The sequence below is a fragment of the Pseudomonas sp. PDM09 genome, from assembly GCF_014852305.1.
Taxonomy (GTDB): Bacteria; Pseudomonadota; Gammaproteobacteria; order Pseudomonadales; family Pseudomonadaceae; genus Aquipseudomonas.
This window is the reverse complement of the sequence record NZ_JACVBI010000002.1, coordinates 406,027-424,783: the sequence shown is the minus strand read 5'-3', so window position 1 is coordinate 424,783 and position 18,757 is coordinate 406,027. Positions and strand designations below refer to the sequence as shown.

General features: G+C 60.4%; 21 protein-coding genes. 14 read left to right on the top strand and 7 right to left on the bottom strand.

Features of this window, described 5'->3' with window-relative positions:
• Positions 1 to 68 precede the first annotated feature (68 nt).
• Positions 69 to 332: a DUF2790 domain-containing protein gene (locus IB250_RS06625; protein ID WP_192343483.1), complete on the bottom strand. Its 264-nt coding sequence runs from the start codon at positions 330 to 332 to the stop codon at positions 69 to 71.
• Positions 333 to 637: 305 nt separating this feature from the next.
• Here IB250_RS06625 and IB250_RS06620 point away from each other — a divergent pair, with 305 nt between their 5' ends.
• Together IB250_RS06620 and IB250_RS06615 are read left to right on the top strand one after the other, a co-directional pair.
• Entirely contained in the window at positions 638 to 1,378 is a 741-nt protein-coding gene (locus IB250_RS06620) for a response regulator (protein ID WP_007896007.1), read from the top strand.
• Positions 1,375 to 2,685, top strand: a complete 1,311-nt coding sequence (locus IB250_RS06615; protein WP_192343482.1) for an ATP-binding protein — start codon at positions 1,375 to 1,377, stop codon at positions 2,683 to 2,685. The genes IB250_RS06620 and IB250_RS06615 overlap by 4 nt, the downstream gene beginning before the upstream one ends.
• Positions 2,686 to 2,823: 138 nt before the next feature.
• Here IB250_RS06615 and IB250_RS06610 read toward each other — a convergent pair whose 3' ends face one another.
• Positions 2,824 to 3,582, bottom strand: a complete 759-nt coding sequence (locus tag IB250_RS06610) for a DUF2063 domain-containing protein (protein WP_192343481.1) — start codon at positions 3,580 to 3,582, stop codon at positions 2,824 to 2,826.
• Positions 3,575 to 4,414, bottom strand: a complete 840-nt coding sequence (locus IB250_RS06605) for a DUF692 domain-containing protein (RefSeq protein ID WP_192343480.1) — start codon at positions 4,412 to 4,414, stop codon at positions 3,575 to 3,577. Before IB250_RS06605 ends, IB250_RS06610 begins: the two co-directional genes overlap by 8 nt.
• Positions 4,415 to 4,711: 297 nt before the next feature.
• Between IB250_RS06605 and IB250_RS06600 the strand changes: the two genes are divergently transcribed.
• On the top strand, positions 4,712 to 5,758 hold the full coding sequence (locus tag IB250_RS06600; RefSeq protein WP_192343479.1) for a class I SAM-dependent methyltransferase: 1,047 nt from the start codon (positions 4,712 to 4,714) through the stop codon (positions 5,756 to 5,758).
• Positions 5,759 to 5,928: 170 nt separating this feature from the next.
• On the opposite strand, the gene IB250_RS06595 is transcribed toward IB250_RS06600, so the two are convergent.
• Complete coding sequence (locus IB250_RS06595) at positions 5,929 to 6,828, bottom strand: LysR family transcriptional regulator (RefSeq protein ID WP_192343478.1); 900 nt, start codon at positions 6,826 to 6,828, stop codon at positions 5,929 to 5,931.
• Positions 6,829 to 7,007: 179 nt separating this feature from the next.
• Here IB250_RS06595 and IB250_RS06590 point away from each other — a divergent pair, with 179 nt between their 5' ends.
• From IB250_RS06590 to IB250_RS06580, 3 genes are read left to right on the top strand one after another with little or no spacing between them, the layout of a single operon-like run.
• On the top strand, positions 7,008 to 7,706 hold the full coding sequence (locus IB250_RS06590) for a CoA transferase subunit A (protein WP_007896014.1): 699 nt from the start codon (positions 7,008 to 7,010) through the stop codon (positions 7,704 to 7,706).
• Between the two features lie 36 nt (positions 7,707 to 7,742).
• The gene (locus IB250_RS06585; RefSeq protein ID WP_063340276.1) at positions 7,743 to 8,408 is read left to right on the top strand and encodes a CoA transferase subunit B; all 666 of its coding nucleotides are present in this window, start codon (positions 7,743 to 7,745) and stop codon (positions 8,406 to 8,408) included.
• A gap of 11 nt (positions 8,409 to 8,419) precedes the next feature.
• Positions 8,420 to 9,601 (top strand): acetyl-CoA C-acetyltransferase, encoded by a 1,182-nt coding sequence (locus IB250_RS06580; protein WP_192343477.1) that lies wholly within the window; start codon positions 8,420 to 8,422, stop codon positions 9,599 to 9,601.
• 127 nt (positions 9,602 to 9,728) lie between these two features.
• On the opposite strand, the gene IB250_RS06575 is transcribed toward IB250_RS06580, so the two are convergent.
• A complete protein-coding gene (locus IB250_RS06575; protein WP_192343476.1) occupies positions 9,729 to 10,331 on the bottom strand; it encodes an NADPH-dependent F420 reductase in 603 nt (200 codons plus the stop codon).
• Between the two features lie 110 nt (positions 10,332 to 10,441).
• Here IB250_RS06575 and IB250_RS06570 point away from each other — a divergent pair, with 110 nt between their 5' ends.
• From IB250_RS06570 to IB250_RS06545, 7 genes are all read left to right on the top strand, one after another.
• Positions 10,442 to 11,344, top strand: coding sequence for a LysR family transcriptional regulator (locus IB250_RS06570; protein ID WP_192343475.1), 903 nt, complete (start codon positions 10,442 to 10,444; stop codon positions 11,342 to 11,344).
• 202 nt (positions 11,345 to 11,546) lie between these two features.
• Positions 11,547 to 12,344, top strand: a complete 798-nt coding sequence (locus tag IB250_RS06565; protein WP_192343474.1) for a hypothetical protein — start codon at positions 11,547 to 11,549, stop codon at positions 12,342 to 12,344.
• Positions 12,345 to 12,514: 170 nt separating this feature from the next.
• Positions 12,515 to 13,291 (top strand): helix-turn-helix domain-containing protein, encoded by a 777-nt coding sequence (locus IB250_RS06560; RefSeq protein WP_192343473.1) that lies wholly within the window; start codon positions 12,515 to 12,517, stop codon positions 13,289 to 13,291.
• A gap of 103 nt (positions 13,292 to 13,394) precedes the next feature.
• Positions 13,395 to 14,309 carry a DMT family transporter gene (locus IB250_RS06555; protein ID WP_192343472.1) on the top strand — a complete coding sequence of 305 codons (915 nt, stop codon included), beginning with the start codon at positions 13,395 to 13,397 and terminating at the stop codon, positions 14,307 to 14,309.
• Between the two features lie 88 nt (positions 14,310 to 14,397).
• Positions 14,398 to 14,976, top strand: coding sequence for a cobalamin-dependent protein (locus tag IB250_RS28645; RefSeq protein ID WP_318652633.1), 579 nt, complete (start codon positions 14,398 to 14,400; stop codon positions 14,974 to 14,976).
• Complete coding sequence (locus IB250_RS28640; protein ID WP_225603325.1) at positions 14,939 to 15,292, top strand: hypothetical protein; 354 nt, start codon at positions 14,939 to 14,941, stop codon at positions 15,290 to 15,292. The genes IB250_RS28645 and IB250_RS28640 overlap by 38 nt, the downstream gene beginning before the upstream one ends.
• A gap of 137 nt (positions 15,293 to 15,429) precedes the next feature.
• Positions 15,430 to 16,017 (top strand): hypothetical protein, encoded by a 588-nt coding sequence (locus IB250_RS06545; RefSeq protein WP_192343471.1) that lies wholly within the window; start codon positions 15,430 to 15,432, stop codon positions 16,015 to 16,017.
• 11 nt (positions 16,018 to 16,028) lie between these two features.
• Here the strand turns inward: IB250_RS06545 and IB250_RS06540 are convergent, their stop codons facing one another.
• Both IB250_RS06540 and IB250_RS06535 read right to left on the bottom strand, forming a co-directional pair.
• The gene (locus IB250_RS06540; protein WP_192343470.1) at positions 16,029 to 16,745 is read right to left on the bottom strand and encodes an alpha/beta hydrolase; all 717 of its coding nucleotides are present in this window, start codon (positions 16,743 to 16,745) and stop codon (positions 16,029 to 16,031) included.
• A gap of 187 nt (positions 16,746 to 16,932) precedes the next feature.
• Positions 16,933 to 17,712, bottom strand: coding sequence for an ABC transporter substrate-binding protein (locus tag IB250_RS06535; protein ID WP_192343469.1), 780 nt, complete (start codon positions 17,710 to 17,712; stop codon positions 16,933 to 16,935).
• Positions 17,713 to 18,020: 308 nt separating this feature from the next.
• Here IB250_RS06535 and IB250_RS06530 point away from each other — a divergent pair, with 308 nt between their 5' ends.
• Positions 18,021 to 18,662 (top strand): type 1 glutamine amidotransferase, encoded by a 642-nt coding sequence (locus IB250_RS06530; protein ID WP_192343468.1) that lies wholly within the window; start codon positions 18,021 to 18,023, stop codon positions 18,660 to 18,662.
• Positions 18,663 to 18,757: the final 95 nt, after the last annotated feature.

The window sequence follows — 18,757 nt, the reverse complement described above, 5'->3', positions numbered from 1 at the left end:
GTTGAATGTGCTGCCGTCATCGCGAGCAGGCTCGCTCCCACATGAGAACAGTGGAGGTTCTACAGACCTCAGTTGCCTTCGTTGCAGCCATCCGCGAATTTGCTGTAATCCAGTACCCGGGTTTTGCCTTGGGAATCCAGGTAGGTCATCCGGGCATTCACAATCCCGCAGGCAGAGGTGGCGTCCTGTTTCATCGACAGCACTTTCTGGATGTCCAGGTGCATGCCGTAGGTGTAGGTTTGAGGGGTGACATCGGCTTCGGCCCGGGCCGACAAGGTGCAGATGTTCAGGGCGGCAAACAGGCAGGCGGCGTACACGGCTTTGGTGTTCATGGTGGTTTCCTCAGGGCTTCAATAGGTCAATCGTTGATTGAGCCGAGGCGGTTGGGTTTGCCTCGATGGAACCTATTTGAAACCCGTGAGGTATCCCGTCTGTGTCCAGAACAGGCGCGGGTAAATCGCTGTGTATCCGCGCCTGCTTGCGATACACAGCGATACAAAACCCCTGAAATCGGCTGTTTTTGCGTCCCCGTGTATCTGCTGATATGCCAGATACACTGCAATACAATCGACGGCAGGCGAGCGGGCCAAGGCTCGATAGACTGCGCGACAACTCCTATTCAAGAGGCTTGGTCACCATGGAACACGTCGATCACATTCTCATCGTGGACGATGACCGCGAGATCCGGGAACTGGTAGGCAACTACCTGAAAAAGAACGGCCTGCGCACCACCGTGGTGGCGGATGGACGGCAGATGCGCTCGTTTCTGGAGTCCACACCGGTGGATTTGATCGTGCTCGACATCATGATGCCGGGGGACGATGGCCTGGTCCTCTGCCGCGAACTTCGCGCCGGCAAACACAAGGCCACGCCGGTGCTGATGCTCACCGCTCGCAACGATGAAACCGACCGCATCATCGGCCTGGAAATGGGCGCCGACGATTACCTGGTCAAACCGTTCGCCGCCCGTGAATTGCTCGCCCGCATCAACGCCGTGCTACGACGCACGCGGATGCTGCCGCCGAACCTGGTGATCACCGAAAGCGGTCGCCTGCTGGCCTTCGGTCGCTGGCGCCTGGACACCTCGGCCCGGCATCTGCTGGATGAGGACGGCACCATGGTCGCCCTCAGCGGTGCGGAATATCGTTTACTGCGGGTGTTCCTCGATCACCCTCAGCGGGTGCTCAATCGCGACCAGTTACTTAACCTGACCCAAGGCCGCGATGCCGACCTGTTCGACCGCTCGATCGATTTGCTGGTGAGCCGCTTGCGTCAGCGTCTGCTGGACGATGCCCGGGAACCGGCCTACATCAAGACCGTACGCAGTGAAGGTTATGTGTTTTCCCTGCCGGTGGAAGTGCTCGGTGCGCCGTCATGAACCTTGCGCTGCACTGGCCCCGCACGCTGGCTTCGCGGCTGTCGCTGATTTTCCTGGTCGGCCTGATCCTCGCCCAAGCGCTGTCCTTTGGCGCTCAGTACTACGAGCGTTACGAAAGTGCGAAAAACACCATGTTGGGCAATCTGGAAACCGATGTCTCGACCTCCCTGGCCATCCTCGACCGTTTGCCCGCCGACGAACGCCCGAACTGGCTACCGCGTCTGGAACGCGCCAACTACAACTATCTGTTGAATGAAGGCTCGCCGGGCACACCGATGGCGGCTCGCAATGTGTCGATTGCAGTGACCTCGATTCAGGACGCCATCGGCCATGATTACCCGCTGACCTTTACCGACATCCCCGGCCCGAAAAAACACTTCCAGGCCCACCTGAAACTGAAGGACGGCAGCCCTGTCACTATCGACGTGCGACCTTCGATGGTGCCGTTGTCGCCGTGGTTGCCGGCGGTGTTGCTGGGGCAACTGGCGCTGATGATTATCTGCACCTGGCTGGCCGTGAGAATCGCCATTCGCCCGCTCACCCGCCTCGCCCAAGCGGTGGAAACCCTCGACCCCAACACCCACGCCGTGCACCTGGATGAAAAAGGCCCGACCGAAGTCGCCTACGCTGCGCGGGCCTTCAATGCGATGCAGGCGCGCATTGCGGCCTATCTCAAGGAACGCATGCAGTTGTTGGCGGCGATTTCCCACGACCTGCAAACCCCGATCACCCGCATGAAACTGCGCGCCGAGTTCATGGATGACTCCAGCGAGAAAGACAAACTGTGGAACGACCTCGGCGAGATGGAACACCTGGTGCGCGAAGGCGTGGCCTATGCCCGCAGCATTCATGGGGCCACCGAGGAAAGTCGCCGCACTGATCTGGATTCATTCCTCGACAGCCTGGTATTCGACTATCAGGACATGGGCAAAGACGTGCAGCTCAACGGCAAAAGCGCAGCCGTAATCAACACCCGGCCGCATGCCTTGCGGCGGGTGCTGGTGAACCTGATAGACAACGCACTGAAATTCGCCGGCACCGCAGAGCTGTCGGTGGAAACGCAGGCTGATGGCAGCTTGTCGGTGAAAGTGATGGACCGTGGGCCGGGGATCGCCGAAGAGCAATTGGCACAGGTGATGGAACCGTTCTACCGCGTGGAGAATTCGCGTAATCGCAGTACGGGAGGGACCGGGTTGGGGTTGGCGATTGCGCAGCAGTTGGCCATTGCGATTGGTGGGTCGCTGACCTTGAGCAATCGCAAGGGCGGTGGGTTGTGTGCGGAACTCAAGTTGCCAAAGCCCCAATAAACACCACACATCCAATGTGGGAGCGGGCTTGCTCGCGAAGAGGCCATCCCATTCAGCATCTATGTCGACTGACACACCGCCTTCGCGAGCAAGCCCGCTCCCACATTGGATGTGTGGTGTTTGGGGGATTGCGTGCGGTCAGGCGACTATGCCGATCACCCCTTCCCTGTGCATCTGCTGCAATAACACCAATCCGCTGTCGATAAACTCCGGCGATCCAACCATCCCCGCCTCCACCGCCAACCCTTCCAGCTGCGCCCGGCCATCGAGCTGAGTAAATTCCCCGATCCGCTGCAACAACCGCCACGCCAAAGGGCTCAGTTCGGAAAACCGCACACTCCAGTCCTCGGCCCGACAAACCAACAGCAACGTCGGCTGAGCCGGCGGCGAGTCCGGCCGGTAATCTGGCCCCACCAACTGCACCGGCCAGGCATACGCCAATGGCCAGGCCAGCGGCGAAACCTGCAACGGTCGATCCAGCAGCAACCCGGCATCGCTGGCCGGCAATGGCTCGGCTTCGGATTGTTGCAGTGCCATCTCGACCCATTCGTAACGCGCCAGCTCAACCATGAATGGCGGCCACGGTCCATCGCTCAGCGCCAGCGGCTCAGAGGCCAGAAACTCGACAAACTCCTGGGCAATCTCGCCGAATTTTGGCGTGCGCGCGCGGTAGTCCCGCAAGAAGATCCGCACCAGAGAACGCCACTCACCGTCACCCAATATCTTCACCAGCACCGGAAAAGTCCCGCTGAGCAACGACGACAGATTCGAAAACACCAGGTCGCGATAAACCTGCACCCGTGCCACGTCCATCCCAGCGGGCGGCGCACAGTGGTCCGGGTCGCGCAGGTAGCGAGTCAATATGTCTTGCTGCTGATACAGCGTCGGCTTATCCACGGTTCACCCCCTCACCTTGCAGGCGGCGAATGATCTGCAATTCAGTCACCAACTCAGAGAACGCCGGAAAATTGAAATCCCGTTCCAGCAGCGTCGGTTGCACACCGAACCGCGCATACGCCTCGGCCAGCAGCGACCAGACCACCGGTTTGACCGAGGCGCCATGGGTGTCGATCTTCAGCGTGTCGGACTCATCAAAGTGCCCCGCCACATGCATGGCGACCACCCTCTGCGCGTCGATGCCCGCCAGAAACGCCTGCGGATCGAAGCCGTGATTGATCGAGTTGACGTAGACATTGTTGACGTCCAGCAGCAGGTCGCAATCGGCTTCGTGCAGCACCGCGTTGGTGAAGGTCAGTTCGTCCATGTCCTGTTGTGGCGCGGCGTAGTAGGAGACGTTTTCCACCGCCAGGCGCCGACCGAGAATGTTCTGTGCCTGGCGAATTCGGGCGGCAACGTGATGCACCGCTTCTTCGGTAAACGGCAACGGCAGCAGATCGTAAAGATGCCCGTCATCGCTGCAGTAGCTCAGGTGTTCGCTGTACAACGGCACCTTATGGTGATCGAGGAAAACCCGCACCTGCTGCACAAACCCGACGTCCAGCGGTGCCGGCCCGCCAAGCGACAAGGATAAGCCGTGGCAGGACAGCGGATAGCGCTCGGCCAAGGCGCGAAACGCCGCGCCATGAGCGCCGCCGATGCCGATCCAGTTTTCCGGCGCGACTTCCAGAAAGTCGAAAGCGCCCGGCGGGGCCACTTGAAGGTCTGTCATCAAACCGCGGCGCAAGCCTAGCCCAACGCTCGTCTTCGCGGATGTGAGGGGAGTGTGCATGGTGTCGATCTCATCCTGGGATCCGGTCTCCAGCGTCTGAAAAGTCAGTGCCGGCCGGCAGGCTCAGTCAAGCGCCGCTGTGTGTCGGGGGTGTGTTCACAAACGCCGCTCTTCTCAGGCCACTGTATCGGACAGGCAGTCAGATACAGTGGGATACACGAACTAGACTTATTGATTACCCCCGCAGGGGGCCAGGACGCCGTTATCGTCCTGTTCATTCCCACGATCACCGCCCAAAGGTGCATGCCTCGACAAACAATGCCTCTGGACCCTGATCCTGCTGAAGGAGCACACATGATGGACGAGGCCAGACTCAATGATTTCATGGGCAAACTGGTGAACGACATGGGTGGCGCGGCGATGCTCGCCAACGTCATCCTCGGCGAAGAGCTCGGCCTGTACCGGGCCATGGCCGACAGTCAGCCAGTCACCCCCGAAGCACTCGCCGAAAAGACCGGCTGCAATACCCGCCTGCTGCGCGAATGGCTCAGCGCTCACGCCGCGTCCGGTTACATGGAACACCACGACGGCCAGTTCCGCCTGCCTGAAGAGCAAGCCCTGGCGCTGGCGATCGAAGATTCACCGGTCTATGTGGCCGGCGGTATCGGCGTGGTTGCATCGTTTTTCCATGACAAGGACAAACTGGTCAATGCCATGCGCGGCAACGGCGCCCTGCCTTGGGGCGATCACCATCCGTGCATGTTCAGCGGCACCGAACGGTTCTTCCGCCCAGGGTACAAAGCGCACCTGGTCAGCGAATGGCTGCCGGCCCTCGACGGGGTGGTCGCCAAACTGGAAACCGGCGCCAAGGTAGCGGACATCGGCTGCGGCCACGGCGCCTCGACCGTGATCATGGCCCAGGCGTTTCCGAATTCACGGTTCGTCGGTTTCGATTACCACGCGCCTTCGGTCACCGTCGCCACCCAGCGCGCCGAAGAAGGTGGTGTGTCCGGCCGGGCGCGGTTCTTTCAGGGCACTGCCAAAAGCTATCCGGGCGACGACTATGACCTGGTCTGCTATTTCGACTGCCTGCACGATATGGGTGACCCGGTCGGCGCCGCAAAGCACGCCTATGAATCGCTCAAACCCGACGGCTCGGTGCTGCTGGTAGAGCCCTTCGCCAACGACACGCTCGACGCCAACACCACTCCGGTGGGACGACTGTTCTATGCCGCCTCGACTTTTATTTGCACACCCAACTCATTGTCCCAGGAAGTCGGCCTCGGGCTCGGCGCCCAAGCGGGCGAGGCACGGTTGCGCAAGGTCTTCACCGAGGCGGGGTTCACCCAGTTCCGGCGGGCCACGGAAACGCCGTTCAACCTGATACTGGAGGCGCGTAAATAAGGGCAGGCTTATCATCCGGGCAGGCCACCTGCCCGGGTGATCCGTCAGCAACTGGCGAAACCCAATTCCTGTGGGAGCGAGCCTGCTCGCGATGGCGGTGTGTCAGGCAGTATCCATGTTGAATGTGCCGTCCCCTTCGCGAGCAAGCCCGCTCCCACAGGGGACTGTGATCAATACATAGAGAGGCGCTCGCCAAGGTTTTCGGCCTTGAGAATATCGAACAACGCCTGCGCCGCCGCCGACAGTTCATGCCCTGTCGTCAGCACCCCGATCGCCCGTTCCACCACCGGATCCCGCAAGGTAATGCAACGCGCGCCCAGCTCGCGCATCTGCCCGGCGCACAAGGCCGGCACCGCACTGACGCCCAATCCGCTGGCCACCATCCGCCCGACTGTTGCCAACTGATGACTTTCAAATTCCACCGGCAACTTCATGCCCCGCGCCTGCAAGTGCTCTTCGAGCATCACCCGCACCGTCGATGGTCGCTGCAAGGTAATGAACGGTTCCTTGAGCAAGGTCTGCCAATCGATGTCTGCCAGCTCCGCCAGCGGTGAATCGAGGGGCACCACCGCCACAAACCGGTCGATGTACAACGGGGTAAATTCCAGCGACGAGCTCTGGGTCGGTTCAAACGCCACGCCCAATTCCACCTGACGGTCGCGAACCATTTCCAGCACCTGCTCGTTGATCACGTCGTTCACCGTGACGTTGACCTTGGGGTAGCGCGCGCGAAAGGTCTTGAGAATCGGTGGCAACAGATTGCCAGCAAACGACGGCATCGCCGCCAGCGTCACGCGGCCGCGCTGGAGGGTGAAGCGTTGGCGCAGTTCATCCTCGGCATTGTCCCAGTCCGCGATCAATCGACGGGCCAGTGGCAGCAGCGATTCGCCTTCGGCGGTCAGTGCGACGTTGCGGGTATTGCGCGTGAACAGGCGCCCGCCCAAACCCTCCTCCAGCGCCTTGATGGTCAGGCTCAACGCCGACTGGGACAGGTGCAGCCGCTCGCACGCCACGGCAAAACTCAAACTCTGAGCCACGGCCAGGAATGCGCGGATCTGTTTGACGGTCATGACCACGGTCTCCACGGTAAGCACATTCAATGTAGGCGCAGTCTGCGGGAGCCCCTACCTATTAGTGAGTTTTATCTATCAATCAACCTTAAAAATCAACTTAACAAATAAATCCTCCGGCGAGACACTCCCTCCCCATCCGGCTAGCCAGCCGCCCACAAAGAATAAAAGAGGTGCATATGGCAGGGTTCGACAAGCGCGTGTATTCCTACGAGGAAGCAATGGCAGGTCTTGAAGACGGCATGACCGTGATCTCCGGCGGCTTCGGCCTGTGCGGGATTCCGGAAAACCTCATCGCTGAGATCCAGCACCGCGGCACACGTGATCTCACCGTGGTCTCCAACAACTGCGGCGTCGACGGTTTCGGCCTCGGTGTGCTGCTGGTGGACCGGCAGATCCGTAAGGTGGTGGCCTCCTACGTCGGCGAAAACGCGCTGTTCGAAAAGCAACTGCTGAGCGGCGAAATCGAAGTGGTCCTGACCCCTCAAGGCACCCTCGCCGAGAAAATGCGCGCAGGCGGTGCCGGCATCCCGGCGTTCTTCACCGCCACTGGCGTCGGTACTCCGGTGGCCGACGGCAAGGAAGTCCGCGAATTCAAGGGTCGCCAGTACCTGATGGAAGAGTCCATCACCGGTGACTTCGCCATCGTCAAAGGCTGGAAAGCCGACCATTTCGGTAACGTGGTCTATCGCCACACCGCCCAGAACTTCAACCCGCTGGCCGCCACCGCCGGCAAGATCACCGTGGTCGAAGTCGAAGAAATCGTTGAACCCGGCGAGCTGGACCCGTCGCAGATCCACACCCCTGGCATCTACGTCGACCGGGTCATTTGCGGCACGTTCGAAAAGCGCATCGAACAGCGCACCGTGCGTAAGTGATCCCCTGCCCCCGGACCGAATGAAGGAATAACAACAATGGCACTTTCCCGCGAACAAATGGCTCAGCGCGTCGCCCGCGAAATGCAGGACGGCTACTACGTGAACCTCGGCATCGGTATCCCGACCCTGGTCGCCAACTACATCCCTGAAGGCATGGAAGTCATGCTGCAATCGGAAAACGGCCTGCTCGGCATGGGCGCCTTTCCGACCGACGCCGAAGTCGACGCCGACATGATCAACGCCGGCAAGCAAACCGTGACTGCACGAATCGGCGCATCGATTTTCTCGTCCGCCGAATCCTTCGCGATGATCCGCGGCGGCCACATCGACCTGACCGTGCTGGGCGCGTTTGAAGTGGACGTCGAAGGCAACATCGCCTCCTGGATGATCCCCGGCAAACTGGTCAAGGGCATGGGCGGCGCGATGGACCTGGTGGCCGGTGCGGACAACATCATTGTCACCATGACCCACGCCTCCAAAGACGGCGAGTCGAAACTGCTGTCGCGTTGCAGCCTGCCGCTGACCGGCGCCGGTTGCATCAAACGCGTGCTGACCGACCTGGCCTACCTGGAAATCAAGAACGGTGCGTTCATTCTCAAAGAGCGCGCGCCGGGCGTCAGCGTCGAAGAAATCGTCGCCAAGACCGCTGGTAAACTGATCGTGCCTGATCATGTCCCGGAAATGCAGTTCGCTGCCCAGTGAGGAATCCTTCCATGCAAGAAGTCGTGATTGTTGCCGCCACTCGCACTGCCATCGGCAGCTTCCAGGGCTCGTTGGCCAATGTGTCCGCGGTTGACCTCGGTGCTGCGGTGATCCGTCAACTGCTGGCGCAAACCGGGCTGGACCCGGCGCAGGTCGATGAAGTGATCATGGGCCAGGTATTGACTGCCGGTGCCGGGCAGAACCCTGCGCGTCAGGCCGCGATCAAGGCCGGCCTGCCCTTCGCCGTGCCGGCCATGACCCTGAACAAGGTCTGCGGCTCGGGCCTGAAAGCGCTGCATCTGGCGGCTCAGGCGATTCGCTGCGGCGATGCCGAAGTGATCATCGCCGGCGGCCAGGAAAACATGAGCCTGGCCAATTACGTCATGCCGGGCGCCCGCACCGGTTTGCGCATGGGTCACGCACAGATCGTCGACACGATGATCAGCGACGGTTTGTGGGATGCGTTCAACGATTACCACATGGGCATCACCGCCGAGAATCTGGCCGAGAAATACAGCCTGACCCGTGAGCAGCAGGACGCCTTCGCTGCCGCCTCGCAGCAGAAAGCCGTGGCCGCCATCGAGGCCGGACGTTTCGTTGATGAAATCACGCCGATCCTGATCCCGCAGCGCAAGGGCGATCCGCTGTCCTTCGCCACCGATGAACAGCCTCGGGCCGGCACCACCGCCGATTCCCTGGGCAAACTGAAAGCGGCCTTCAAGAAGGACGGCTCGGTGACTGCCGGTAATGCTTCTTCGCTGAACGACGGCGCTGCTGCGGTGATTCTGATGAGCGCCGAGAAAGCCAAGGCCCTCGGCTTGCCAGTGCTGGCAAAAATCGCCGCTTACGCCAACGCGGGCGTCGACCCGGCGATCATGGGCATCGGCCCGGTGTCGGCCACTCGCCGTTGCCTGGACAAGGCGGGTTGGTCCATCGGCCAACTGGACCTGATCGAAGCCAACGAAGCCTTCGCCGCGCAATCTCTGGCCGTGGCCAAGGACCTGGAATGGGACTTGAACAAGGTCAACGTTAATGGCGGCGCCATTGCCTTGGGCCACCCGATCGGTGCGTCAGGTTGCCGGGTGCTGGTGACCTTGCTGCATGAAATGATCAAGCGCGATGCCAAGAAAGGCCTGGCCACCCTGTGCATCGGTGGTGGTCAGGGCGTGGCATTAGCGATCGAACGGGCATAAAGCGTTCAACAGACTGCACGGGGACCCACGAAGAACCGCCGCAGCCTGGCAAAACACCCGGTGCGATTCACATCGCACCGGGTCCTGCGCATCACTGAAACTTGTGAAACAGGGGATAGTCGTTGGGTCAGGCGAACTTCACCAGATTCAACGCAGGCAACGGTCCGCCCGGAAACTGCACCAGCCGCGCCCCGACACTCAGTTCGCCCAGATCGATTCCAAAGAACCCCAACCGCTCGATCAACGTAGCCACCTGTGCCTTGGCCTCGGCATCGTCACCAGAGAGAAAAAGCACCCGCCGACCGCCCTCCGCTTTCGGATCGCTCTCAAGCAGATGCGCCTGTAGGTGATTGAACGCCTTGACCACCCGCGCACCGGGCACCCATTCGGCAAACACTTCGCTGGACGGACGGCCTTGCAAATCCACCGCTTTGAACGATGGCGCTTCAATCGAATTGTTCGCATCGATCACAATCCGCCCGCCGAAATCTGGCAGCCCGGCCAGTGCCGTCGGTAACTTCGACCAATTCACCGCCACCAAAACAATCGGCTGTGCAGCCGCTTCTTCACGGGTGCCGGCCCGCGCTGTCGGCCCGAGTTCTGCTACCAGTGAGGCCAGGGTTTGCGGACCTCGGCTGTTGGCGATAACGATTTCAATGCCCTGACGGGATAACGCTTTGGCGAAGGCTGTGCCGATGGCGCCAGCGCCGATGATTCCGATTGTGCTCATGGTGTTCACTCCGTGGTGGGTTGATGGAGTGAATACTGCACTTGCCATTACGACTTGATTAGACGGTAATAACTTGAATTATCTTCAAGTATTACTATCAGGTGTCTGGAATGGAAACCCTCGCCAACCTCGAATCTTTCGTGCGTAGCGCCGAAACCGGCAGCTTCTCCGCCGCCGCACGGCTGCTCGCACTGACACCCGCCGCTGTCAGCCGCAACGTGGCGATGCTCGAACGCAACATCGGTGTGCGGCTATTCCAGCGCTCGACCCGCAAGTTGTCACTGACCGAAGCCGGGGAGCGTTTTCTGGCGAGTATCAGCGGCAATCTGCAAGGGTTGCAGGCGGCGATCAGTGCGGTGTCCAGTGATCGCGGGGAGCCGGCGGGCGTGCTCAAAGTCAGCCTGGCGCCGACTTTTGGCATCGGCCATGTATTGCCATTGTTGCCGGATTTTCTGGCGCGCTATCCGCTGATTCGCCCCGAATGGCACTTCGAAAACCGCCAGGTGGACCTGATTGCCGAAGGGTATGACGCAGCTATCGGTGGTGGTTTCGAACTGACGCCCGGGGTCATCTCGCGGACGTTGGCGGCGGCGCATGTGGTCGCAGTGGCTTCACCGGCATACATGGCCGGACGCACGCCGCCCGACAGCCCGGCGGACCTGGCTCGATACAATGGGATTGTGATGCGTGGCATTCGCACCGGGCGAGTGCGTAATTGGGTCATGCGCGATGGCACGGGCAATGAAGCAAGTGCCGAGCTGAGTGAAAACATCGTGCTCAATGACCCGGCCGCCATGCGTGAAGCGGCCCTGCTCGGCCTCGGTGTGACGCTACTGGTGTTGCCGGATGTCGCCGCTAATATTGAGCGTGGCGAACTGGTGCGCTTGCTACCGGATTGGCATGCCGACGCGGGGCCGATTTCGCTGTATTACCCGAGCCGCACGTTGATGCCGGCCAAGACCCGGGTGTTTATCGATTATCTGGTCGAGGTGTTTGGGCGGGAGACCGCGTAATCGTTCTTCGCGAGCAAGCCCGCTCCCACAGTTGATCGAGGTTGATCACAAATTTTGTGATCGGCACAGTTCTAATGTGGGAGCGGGCTTGCTCGCGAAGAGGCCCGGGCAGACAAGACACCTCCCGACTCAGAAACCGTCCTGAGCAATCCATCGCCCGCAATGCTAACGTGGCCGGCTCACACCGAATGGAGACGCGTGGGTGCTGATGCTCAAACTGCTGGTGATTCCGGGATTTCTGTTGATGATTTCCCTGGCTGGAAAACGCTGGGGCCCAAGCGTGGCCGGTTGGCTGTCGGGGTTGCCGGTGGTGGTCGGGCCGATTCTGTTCTTCCTCGCCATTGAGCAGGGCCAGCTGTTCGCTGCTCAGGCGGCGACGGCGGCGCTGTCGGCAATGTTCGCCATGATTGCCTTCTGCGTGACCTACGCTCAGGTTGCACAACGCTTGAGCTGGCCGTGGGCGCTGACGATTTCGCTGTTGGTCTGGGCCTTGGCGGCTATTGTGCTGTCGCTGATTCCGCCGTCTCTGGTGTTCTCGGTAATCGCGGCCGCCACCGCATTACTGGCCGCGCCGTACCTGTTTCCCTCGGTGCAACCTATCGTTTCAGGCCCGACGCCGAAGTCCGACAAACTGTTGCTGCGCATGATGGCCGGCGCCCTGCTCACATTGGCTGTGACGTTGCTGGCCAACACCGTCGGCGAACGCTGGAGCGGGCTGCTCGCGGTATTCCCGGTGCTGGGCAGTGTGATGGCGGTGTTTTCCCAGCAGACTCGCGGGCCTGCTTTTACTGCGGTGTTGCTCAGGGCGACGGCGACGGGGATGTATTCGTTTGCGGCGTTTTGTCTGGTGTTGGCGCTTGCGCTGCCGCAGTTTGGGTGGCAGGGGTTTGTTTTGGGCGTGGGAGTATCGATGGGAATGTTGTTGATCACGAAACGCTTGCTTTTGCGATCTGGAAACAATGCACCAGGAACACGAAAGCTGCGCAAGATGAATGGATAGCCTTGGCTTTTCAGCGGTTAGACATCACGCCGGCAAAAACCGCAGGCATTACGGCATGATGCGTCCCGTCCTTTCCCTATGAAGAGGCCGTTTTTCTTGAACGATTGCGAGGGTGGCACAGAGTTCGGTGACTCAGGCATGATGCGAACTTCAGCCAACGGAGAGGCGTAATGAGCAGCAACGATAGCCCATCGGTTTCACTGGCCCTGCGTTCGTATTCGGGTCAGGTCGAGCTGCATGATCACGACTTCCATCAAGTCGTGCTACCGCAGTCCGGCGCCATGGACATCGAGGTTGACGGCCAGGGCGGCAAAGTCGACTGGAGCCAGGGAGTGGTGATTCCCGCCGGTGCGCGTCATGCGTTTCTGGCGCAGAAGGCTAATACCTTTTTGGTGCTCGACGTGCCAGCGGCGCCTTTCGGCGGGCAGCAGAATATCGATTTGTCGAGCAGACTGCTGGTCGACAAACTCTTCTTCCCGGTGCGCCCGGAAATCCGCCATTTGCTCGATTACGCCGCCCGCAGCGCGCCGATGCTGATCAGCTCGCCTCAGGTGGCCGAATCCTGGAGCACGTTGCTGTTGTCCTCTCTGACGCTGCCCTCCAGAAACATCCCCGATCACAGCCAGTTCACGCTCGCCCGGGCCCTGGCCTGTATCGAAAGCAACCTGGACAGCGCGCTCACCGCCACGGACATCGCGCGAGTGGCCGGAACCAGCGAACGGCGCCTCTACATGTTGTTCGATCAGCACTTGAAGACCACACCTTTCGCGCACATTGCGAGCTTGCGCCTGAACAGAGCCATCGAGCTGCTTTGCGAGACCGCGCTGTCGATCACCGAAATCGCTCATCGGGTCGGCTATGCCGATCAGAGTGCCCTCACCCATGCGCTGAAAAAGCACCGTGACCTCACCCCGGCCGCCGTCCGCAGAAGTTCACGCTTGGCGTGAATCCGGCAGGCCTGAACAAATCTTCAGCAGTTTGCGTCAATACCCTCCCCACCAGACCTTTCTATCATCGCCTCACTGACATGAAGAATCAGACGAGGCACAGATGAGCGAAGCGACGCAGACAACCAAAACACTTGGGTCCGCCAAGACCGCGACATCCGCCACTGCCGTCGGTGTGATCGCAGTGTTTCTATGGTCCTGCCTGGCATTATTGACCACCCTTACTGAAGGCATTCCCCCCTTTCAGTTGCTGACCCTGAGCTTCGGCGTCGCGTTTGTGGCGAGTCTGTGCATTCTCGGGCGACGCGGTGTGGCAGGGTTTCGCAGCTGGAACCAGCCCTTGTCGGTCTGGGCGGTCGGTTTTCTCGGGATCTTCGCCTACCACGCGCTGTATTTTTTCGCCCTCAAAGCCGCTCCAGCCGCCGAGGCCAGCCTGATCGCCTACTTGTGGCCGCTGCTGATTGTGCTGCTCTCGGCCTTCACCGCCGGTGAACAGCTACGCAAACGCCAACTGCTCGGTGCGCTGCTGGGGCTGGCCGGGACCGCATTCATCATGCAGCAGCGTGCTTCGGCGGAAGTCGCCGACATGCCGGTGGCCGGCTACCTGGCCGCGTTCGCCTGCGCGTTGGTCTGGTCGTCCTACTCGGTCATCAACCGGCGCTTCAACGAAGTGCCAAGCAGCATCATCGGCGGCATCTGCGGCCTGGTCGCGGTGGCAGGTCTGGTCTGTCATCTGGCGTTTGAGACCTCGGTCACCCCCGACTCCGGCCAATGGGCGGCCATCGTCGGCCTCGGCCTGGGGCCAGTGGGGCTGGCGTTTTTTGCCTGGGATCACGCGACCAAGCACGGCAGCCTGTCGATGCTCGGCGCACTGTCGTACCTCGCGCCACTGATCTCGACCCTGCTGTTGGTGGCCATCGGGCAAAGCCATGCCAGCCCGTTCCTGATTATTCCCGCCCTGCTGATTATCGTCGGCGCCGTTATCGCAACCTCGCGAACAGGCCAGCCCAAAGCCTGACATCAATGTTGTAAAGGAGCTGTGGAGATGGACCTGATTGCCTCTGAAGGAACAGTAAGGATTGAACGCGACCTGCCACGTTTTTAGCGTGGCCCCCAATCGACCTGCACTCCAGCACCTGGGGCTGCCTTCACTGAAATCGAGCCGCAGCGGCATTCGCCGTCGTGCCAACTGCCCACTGGTGGCAGTCGATCAGGGCCACTTGATCCGCTATGGCCTCACCGACGCGCAGATGCGCAAGATCATCGAAGACGCCCAGCCGGACATCGTCGGCATCCAGTGCAACTACACCGTGCAGTGGGGCAACGCACGGGCGCTGGCCGATCTGGTGAAATCCATCGACCCCGACTTGCTGCTGGTCACCGGTGGCGCGCATTCGAGCGGCGACTGGCAGAACGTCTTGCTCGACTCGCCCTTCGATTTCACGCTGATCAACGAAGCCGATCGTGCCTTCACCCTGTTGCTCGACGCCCTCACCCATGACGCCGGCAATGTTGACGCGGTACCGGGTATTGCCTACCGCAACTACAGCGGCCAGTTGGTTCGCCCGACACGCAAATCCAGCTACTTGAGCATTGTCCCGGCCCGGCAGGATCTGGAAGAGCGGGATTCAGGTCACCGGTGGGTTCATGCTCGGTTTCGTCAACCCGCCTGCTTCGGCCGGTGAGCAACCGTTCATTGAAAGCCTGGGGCAGATCAGTAATACCATCGACTACGCCGTCAACCTGATGGGCGCAGGTATGGCTTATGCCAATCCCTTTATCGTCACGCCGATTCCGGGCACTGAAATGTGGGAATACCAGCAGCAATACGTAGTCCGCCACTACGACAACGGCTGGTCTCATGAAAAAGCCACCATGGCCACGGAGAAGTGGAGCGCCGAAGACATCGAAAAAGCCCGCATGGAACTGCTGGTGCGCGCCAACGGTGCCGATCGGGTCAGGGAGATGGTGCGGCGTGGGACGTGGCCGGTGGATGCTTGAGAGAGCGCTTGCCCCCTCGCCACAACCAACTCATTCGCCAGTACTGCGTAACCAGTCAGCACATTCGCGCTGGAGTGCTTCCTGACCTCCATGGGATGATCGCCGTCAAAGCGCGGATCATCCCCTGGAGAGTTTGAATGTCATTGTTGAGTAAAAAAGCCGTTGTTCTGCTGCTGATGGCGGCTACCAGCCTGGGTGCCTTGAATGCGCAGGCGGCCAAGGCCACTGCCGGCGACAAAGCGCCGGCCCAGAAGGTCTCGATGCTCGGCGGCAAGTTCACCTTCACCCTGCCCAAGGGTTTCATCGCCAACCCGCTGCCAGCCGGCGATGCGGCCACCGGCACTGCTGGGGCGACGGGTACGATGTACACCAACCAGACCACCAAAACCGTGGTGATCGCCGCTGAAAACACCATCCCCGGCGGCGTCAACGTCAAGGACAACGACGGTGAATTCCTCGACAACACCGTGTCCGCGTTCGCCACCGAGCAACGCAACGCCTTGCCGGATTTCAACAAAACCAGCGAAAAAAGCCTGACTCAGAAAGGCACGGGCCTGGGCCTTCGGCAGATCGACAGCACCGCCACCCAGGGCGGCGGCATGACGCTGGACAGCACGTTGATGGCTGCTTCCGGCACGCGCATGGCCATCGTTCAGATCATTTCCCGCCCCAACGACAAAACCGGCCACGAAACGCTGGTGAAACAAATCGTCAGCGGCAAATAAACCCGACCGATTCAGGGATTGAGCCGCTGCAACCAGGCGCTCAAATCCTTCACCTCGGTGGCGCTGATGCTGTGACCGACACCCGGATAGGCATGAAACTCGGGCTTGAGTGACAGGCGCTGCAACAGGCTGTCGGCCTCTGTACCGTCGTTGTAGGGCAGGAGTGTGTCGGCGGTGCCATGACCGATGAAAATCGCCAGCTGCTGGCGCTTTTCATACGGTTTGAGTTCGGATCTGAGCACCGGCAGAACGCGCCCGCTCAGTGCCGCAATTCCACCCACTGCGTCGGGATGACGCAACGCGACCTCGTAGGAAATCATCGCGCCCTGGCTGAAACCCACCAGCAATACCTTGTCCGCTTCGGTGTGATATTTCTTCGCCGCTTGTGCGACAAAATCCCTCAACACCTGGCCGCTGGCCTTCAGGTCGGCCGTCTCACCGTCGTAGGCGCCCTCGCCCTTCTGGCGAAACCACTGGTAACTGCCCTCCTCCAACGTCATCGGCGCCCGCACCGACAGGTAGTTGTACTGGGGCGGCAATTGATCCTTGATGTCGAACAGGTCCTGCTCGTTACTGCCGTAACCGTGCAGGAAAATCACCAGAGGCTGGTTGCGGGATTCAGCATGGGCCTGCTCCAGGTACTTGAGCGGCAGATCGGTGTGCAGCGGGGTTTGAGCGTGGACGGCGGTGGACGCCAGGAGCGTGAGCAGAGCGAGCAACTTCAACATAAACCTTCCTTCACAGAGCGCAGGATTCGGGGCAAAGCCTAACACTGTGAAGCATGCTGGGGCATTTCAGGTGTTGCTGAAGCCGCCATCGCGAGCAGGCTCGCTCCCACAGGTTTCTCATCTCAATAGTGAGAGCATAAAAAAAGTGGCCACCGCGTCTACAGTGGCCACTTTTTTCTACGGCGTATTAATGGCCGTACACGTCAAAAGTGAAGTACTTGTCCTGCACTTGCTTGTACTTGCCGTTGGCGCGGATTTCGGTGATGGCGGTGTTGAATTTGTCCGCCAGCTCTTTATCACCCTTGCGCACGGCGATGCCGGCACCGCCGCCGAAGTACTTGGCGTCTTCATAGGTCGGGCCTACGAAGGCGAAGCCTTTACCGGCGTCGGTTTTCAGGAAACCTTCGTCCAGGTTGACCGAGTCGGCCAGCATCGCGTCGAGGCGACCGGCGACCATGTCCAGGTTGGCTTCCTGCTGGGAACCGTACCGCACCAGGTTGATGCCGGCCGGCACCAGTACTTCAGTGGCGAAGCGGTCGTGGGTACTGGCGCGCAGCACACCGACTTTCTTGCCTTTGAGCTCGGTCAGCGGATCCTTGACGTCGGTGCCTTCCTTCATCACGAAGCGCGCCGGGGTGTGGTAGTACTTGATGGTGAAATCGACGTTCTTCTTGCGATCGTCGGTGATGGTCATGGACGACAGGATCGCGTCGATTTTCTTGACCTTCAGGGCCGGGATCAGGCCATCGAACTCTTGCTCGACCCAGGTGCACTTCACCTTCATCTGCTCACACAACGCATCGCCGATGTCCACATCGAAACCGGTGAGTTTGCCGTCAGGGGTTTTCATCGAAAATGGCGGGTAACCGGCTTCAATACCGAGGCGAATCGGCTTGGCGTCTTCGGCCACGGCGGTCAGGGACAACATCGACAGTGCCAGGGCACCGAACATCACTAGTTTGTTCATTTATTACTCCTGTGTGCGGAGGTTTTTATTGGCAGATTTCGGTGAGTGAAGACCGAAGTGGCCGGCAGTCTAGAGCGGCTTCAGGAGGGCAAATTGTGTTTAAGCGACAAATACTTATAGAAAAACAGCCGAGGGATTCAAGGTACTTGAAGCGTGCGCCACGGTGGTGCAAAGGCTGTAGGACAATCCTTTACTTCAGACAAAACCTACGCGGTTTAGGGTGTGCTCCGACCGAACAGTCGCACTGGCGATGAAGCTTTTTTTGCCGCACATTGATCCCGCCACCCCATCCCCGGAAGAGAAGCGTGATGCCCGCATTGAACCTGATCCAGCACCATCCTGCCGAAGGTCCTGGCGCCATTGCCGAATGGGCTCGGGCCCGTGGCATTACGCTGAACGTGTTTCGCGCCGACCTCAGCCAGTTGCCGCCGGTGAGCGCGGCACCCGCGATCCTGTTGGGCGGGCCTTATGAATCCAACGCCGGGCCGACGTGGCTGGAAGCGGAGCGTCAGTGGCTGGCGGGGAGTCTGGCTCAGGGCGCGGCGGTGTTTGCGATTTGTCTGGGCGCGCAATTGCTGGCGTTGAGCCTGGGTGGGAATGTGCGGCGCATGGCTCGCACCGAAACTGGCTGGACGACCGTGACCTTTGCGGATGGCCAGACGCTGAAGGTGCTGGAATGGCACGAAGACGCGATCGATCTGCCAGCGGATGCGCAATTGCTGGCCAGCAGTGACGTGTGTGAGCAGCAGATGTACCGCGTCGGGGCGACTCGGGTGGGGTTGCAGTTCCACCCGGAGTGGAATGCTGAATCGGTGGCGACCCTCAATGAGCACTTTGCCGAGGAATCGCCGTTGCCTCGGGAGTCACAGGACAGCGCCGCCTATGCAGCCGTCAATGACTGGTTGCAGGGGACGCTCGACCAATGGTGGGCGGCGCGGACAGCGGTTTGAATCAAGATCAAAAGATCGCAGCCTTCGCCAGCTCCTACAGAAGACGTACTGCCGTGATTTCACCGGTGCCCTCGATCAATGTAGGAGCTGGCGAA

Excerpts from the sequence above, each read along its gene's own strand:
- IB250_RS06625 (WP_192343483.1), bottom strand. The coding sequence starts at position 332 with ATGAACACCAAAGCCGTGTACGCCGCCTGCCTGTTTGCCGCCCTGAAC.
- IB250_RS06620 (WP_007896007.1), top strand. The coding sequence starts at position 638 with ATGGAACACGTCGATCACATTCTCATCGTGGACGATGACCGCGAGATC.
- IB250_RS06615 (WP_192343482.1), top strand. The coding sequence starts at position 1,375 with ATGAACCTTGCGCTGCACTGGCCCCGCACGCTGGCTTCGCGGCTGTCG.
- IB250_RS06605 (WP_192343480.1), bottom strand. The coding sequence starts at position 4,414 with ATGCACACTCCCCTCACATCCGCGAAGACGAGCGTTGGGCTAGGCTTG.
- IB250_RS06600 (WP_192343479.1), top strand. The coding sequence starts at position 4,712 with ATGGACGAGGCCAGACTCAATGATTTCATGGGCAAACTGGTGAACGAC.
- IB250_RS06595 (WP_192343478.1), bottom strand. The coding sequence starts at position 6,828 with ATGACCGTCAAACAGATCCGCGCATTCCTGGCCGTGGCTCAGAGTTTG.
- IB250_RS06590 (WP_007896014.1), top strand. The coding sequence starts at position 7,008 with ATGGCAGGGTTCGACAAGCGCGTGTATTCCTACGAGGAAGCAATGGCA.
- IB250_RS06585 (WP_063340276.1), top strand. The coding sequence starts at position 7,743 with ATGGCACTTTCCCGCGAACAAATGGCTCAGCGCGTCGCCCGCGAAATG.
- IB250_RS06580 (WP_192343477.1), top strand. The coding sequence starts at position 8,420 with ATGCAAGAAGTCGTGATTGTTGCCGCCACTCGCACTGCCATCGGCAGC.
- IB250_RS06575 (WP_192343476.1), bottom strand. The coding sequence starts at position 10,331 with ATGAGCACAATCGGAATCATCGGCGCTGGCGCCATCGGCACAGCCTTC.
- IB250_RS06570 (WP_192343475.1), top strand. The coding sequence starts at position 10,442 with ATGGAAACCCTCGCCAACCTCGAATCTTTCGTGCGTAGCGCCGAAACC.
- IB250_RS06560 (WP_192343473.1), top strand. The coding sequence starts at position 12,515 with ATGAGCAGCAACGATAGCCCATCGGTTTCACTGGCCCTGCGTTCGTAT.
- IB250_RS06555 (WP_192343472.1), top strand. The coding sequence starts at position 13,395 with ATGAGCGAAGCGACGCAGACAACCAAAACACTTGGGTCCGCCAAGACC.
- IB250_RS28640 (WP_225603325.1), top strand. The coding sequence starts at position 14,939 with ATGCTCGGTTTCGTCAACCCGCCTGCTTCGGCCGGTGAGCAACCGTTC.
- IB250_RS06545 (WP_192343471.1), top strand. The coding sequence starts at position 15,430 with ATGTCATTGTTGAGTAAAAAAGCCGTTGTTCTGCTGCTGATGGCGGCT.
- IB250_RS06540 (WP_192343470.1), bottom strand. The coding sequence starts at position 16,745 with ATGTTGAAGTTGCTCGCTCTGCTCACGCTCCTGGCGTCCACCGCCGTC.
- IB250_RS06535 (WP_192343469.1), bottom strand. The coding sequence starts at position 17,712 with ATGAACAAACTAGTGATGTTCGGTGCCCTGGCACTGTCGATGTTGTCC.
- IB250_RS06530 (WP_192343468.1), top strand. The coding sequence starts at position 18,021 with ATGCCCGCATTGAACCTGATCCAGCACCATCCTGCCGAAGGTCCTGGC.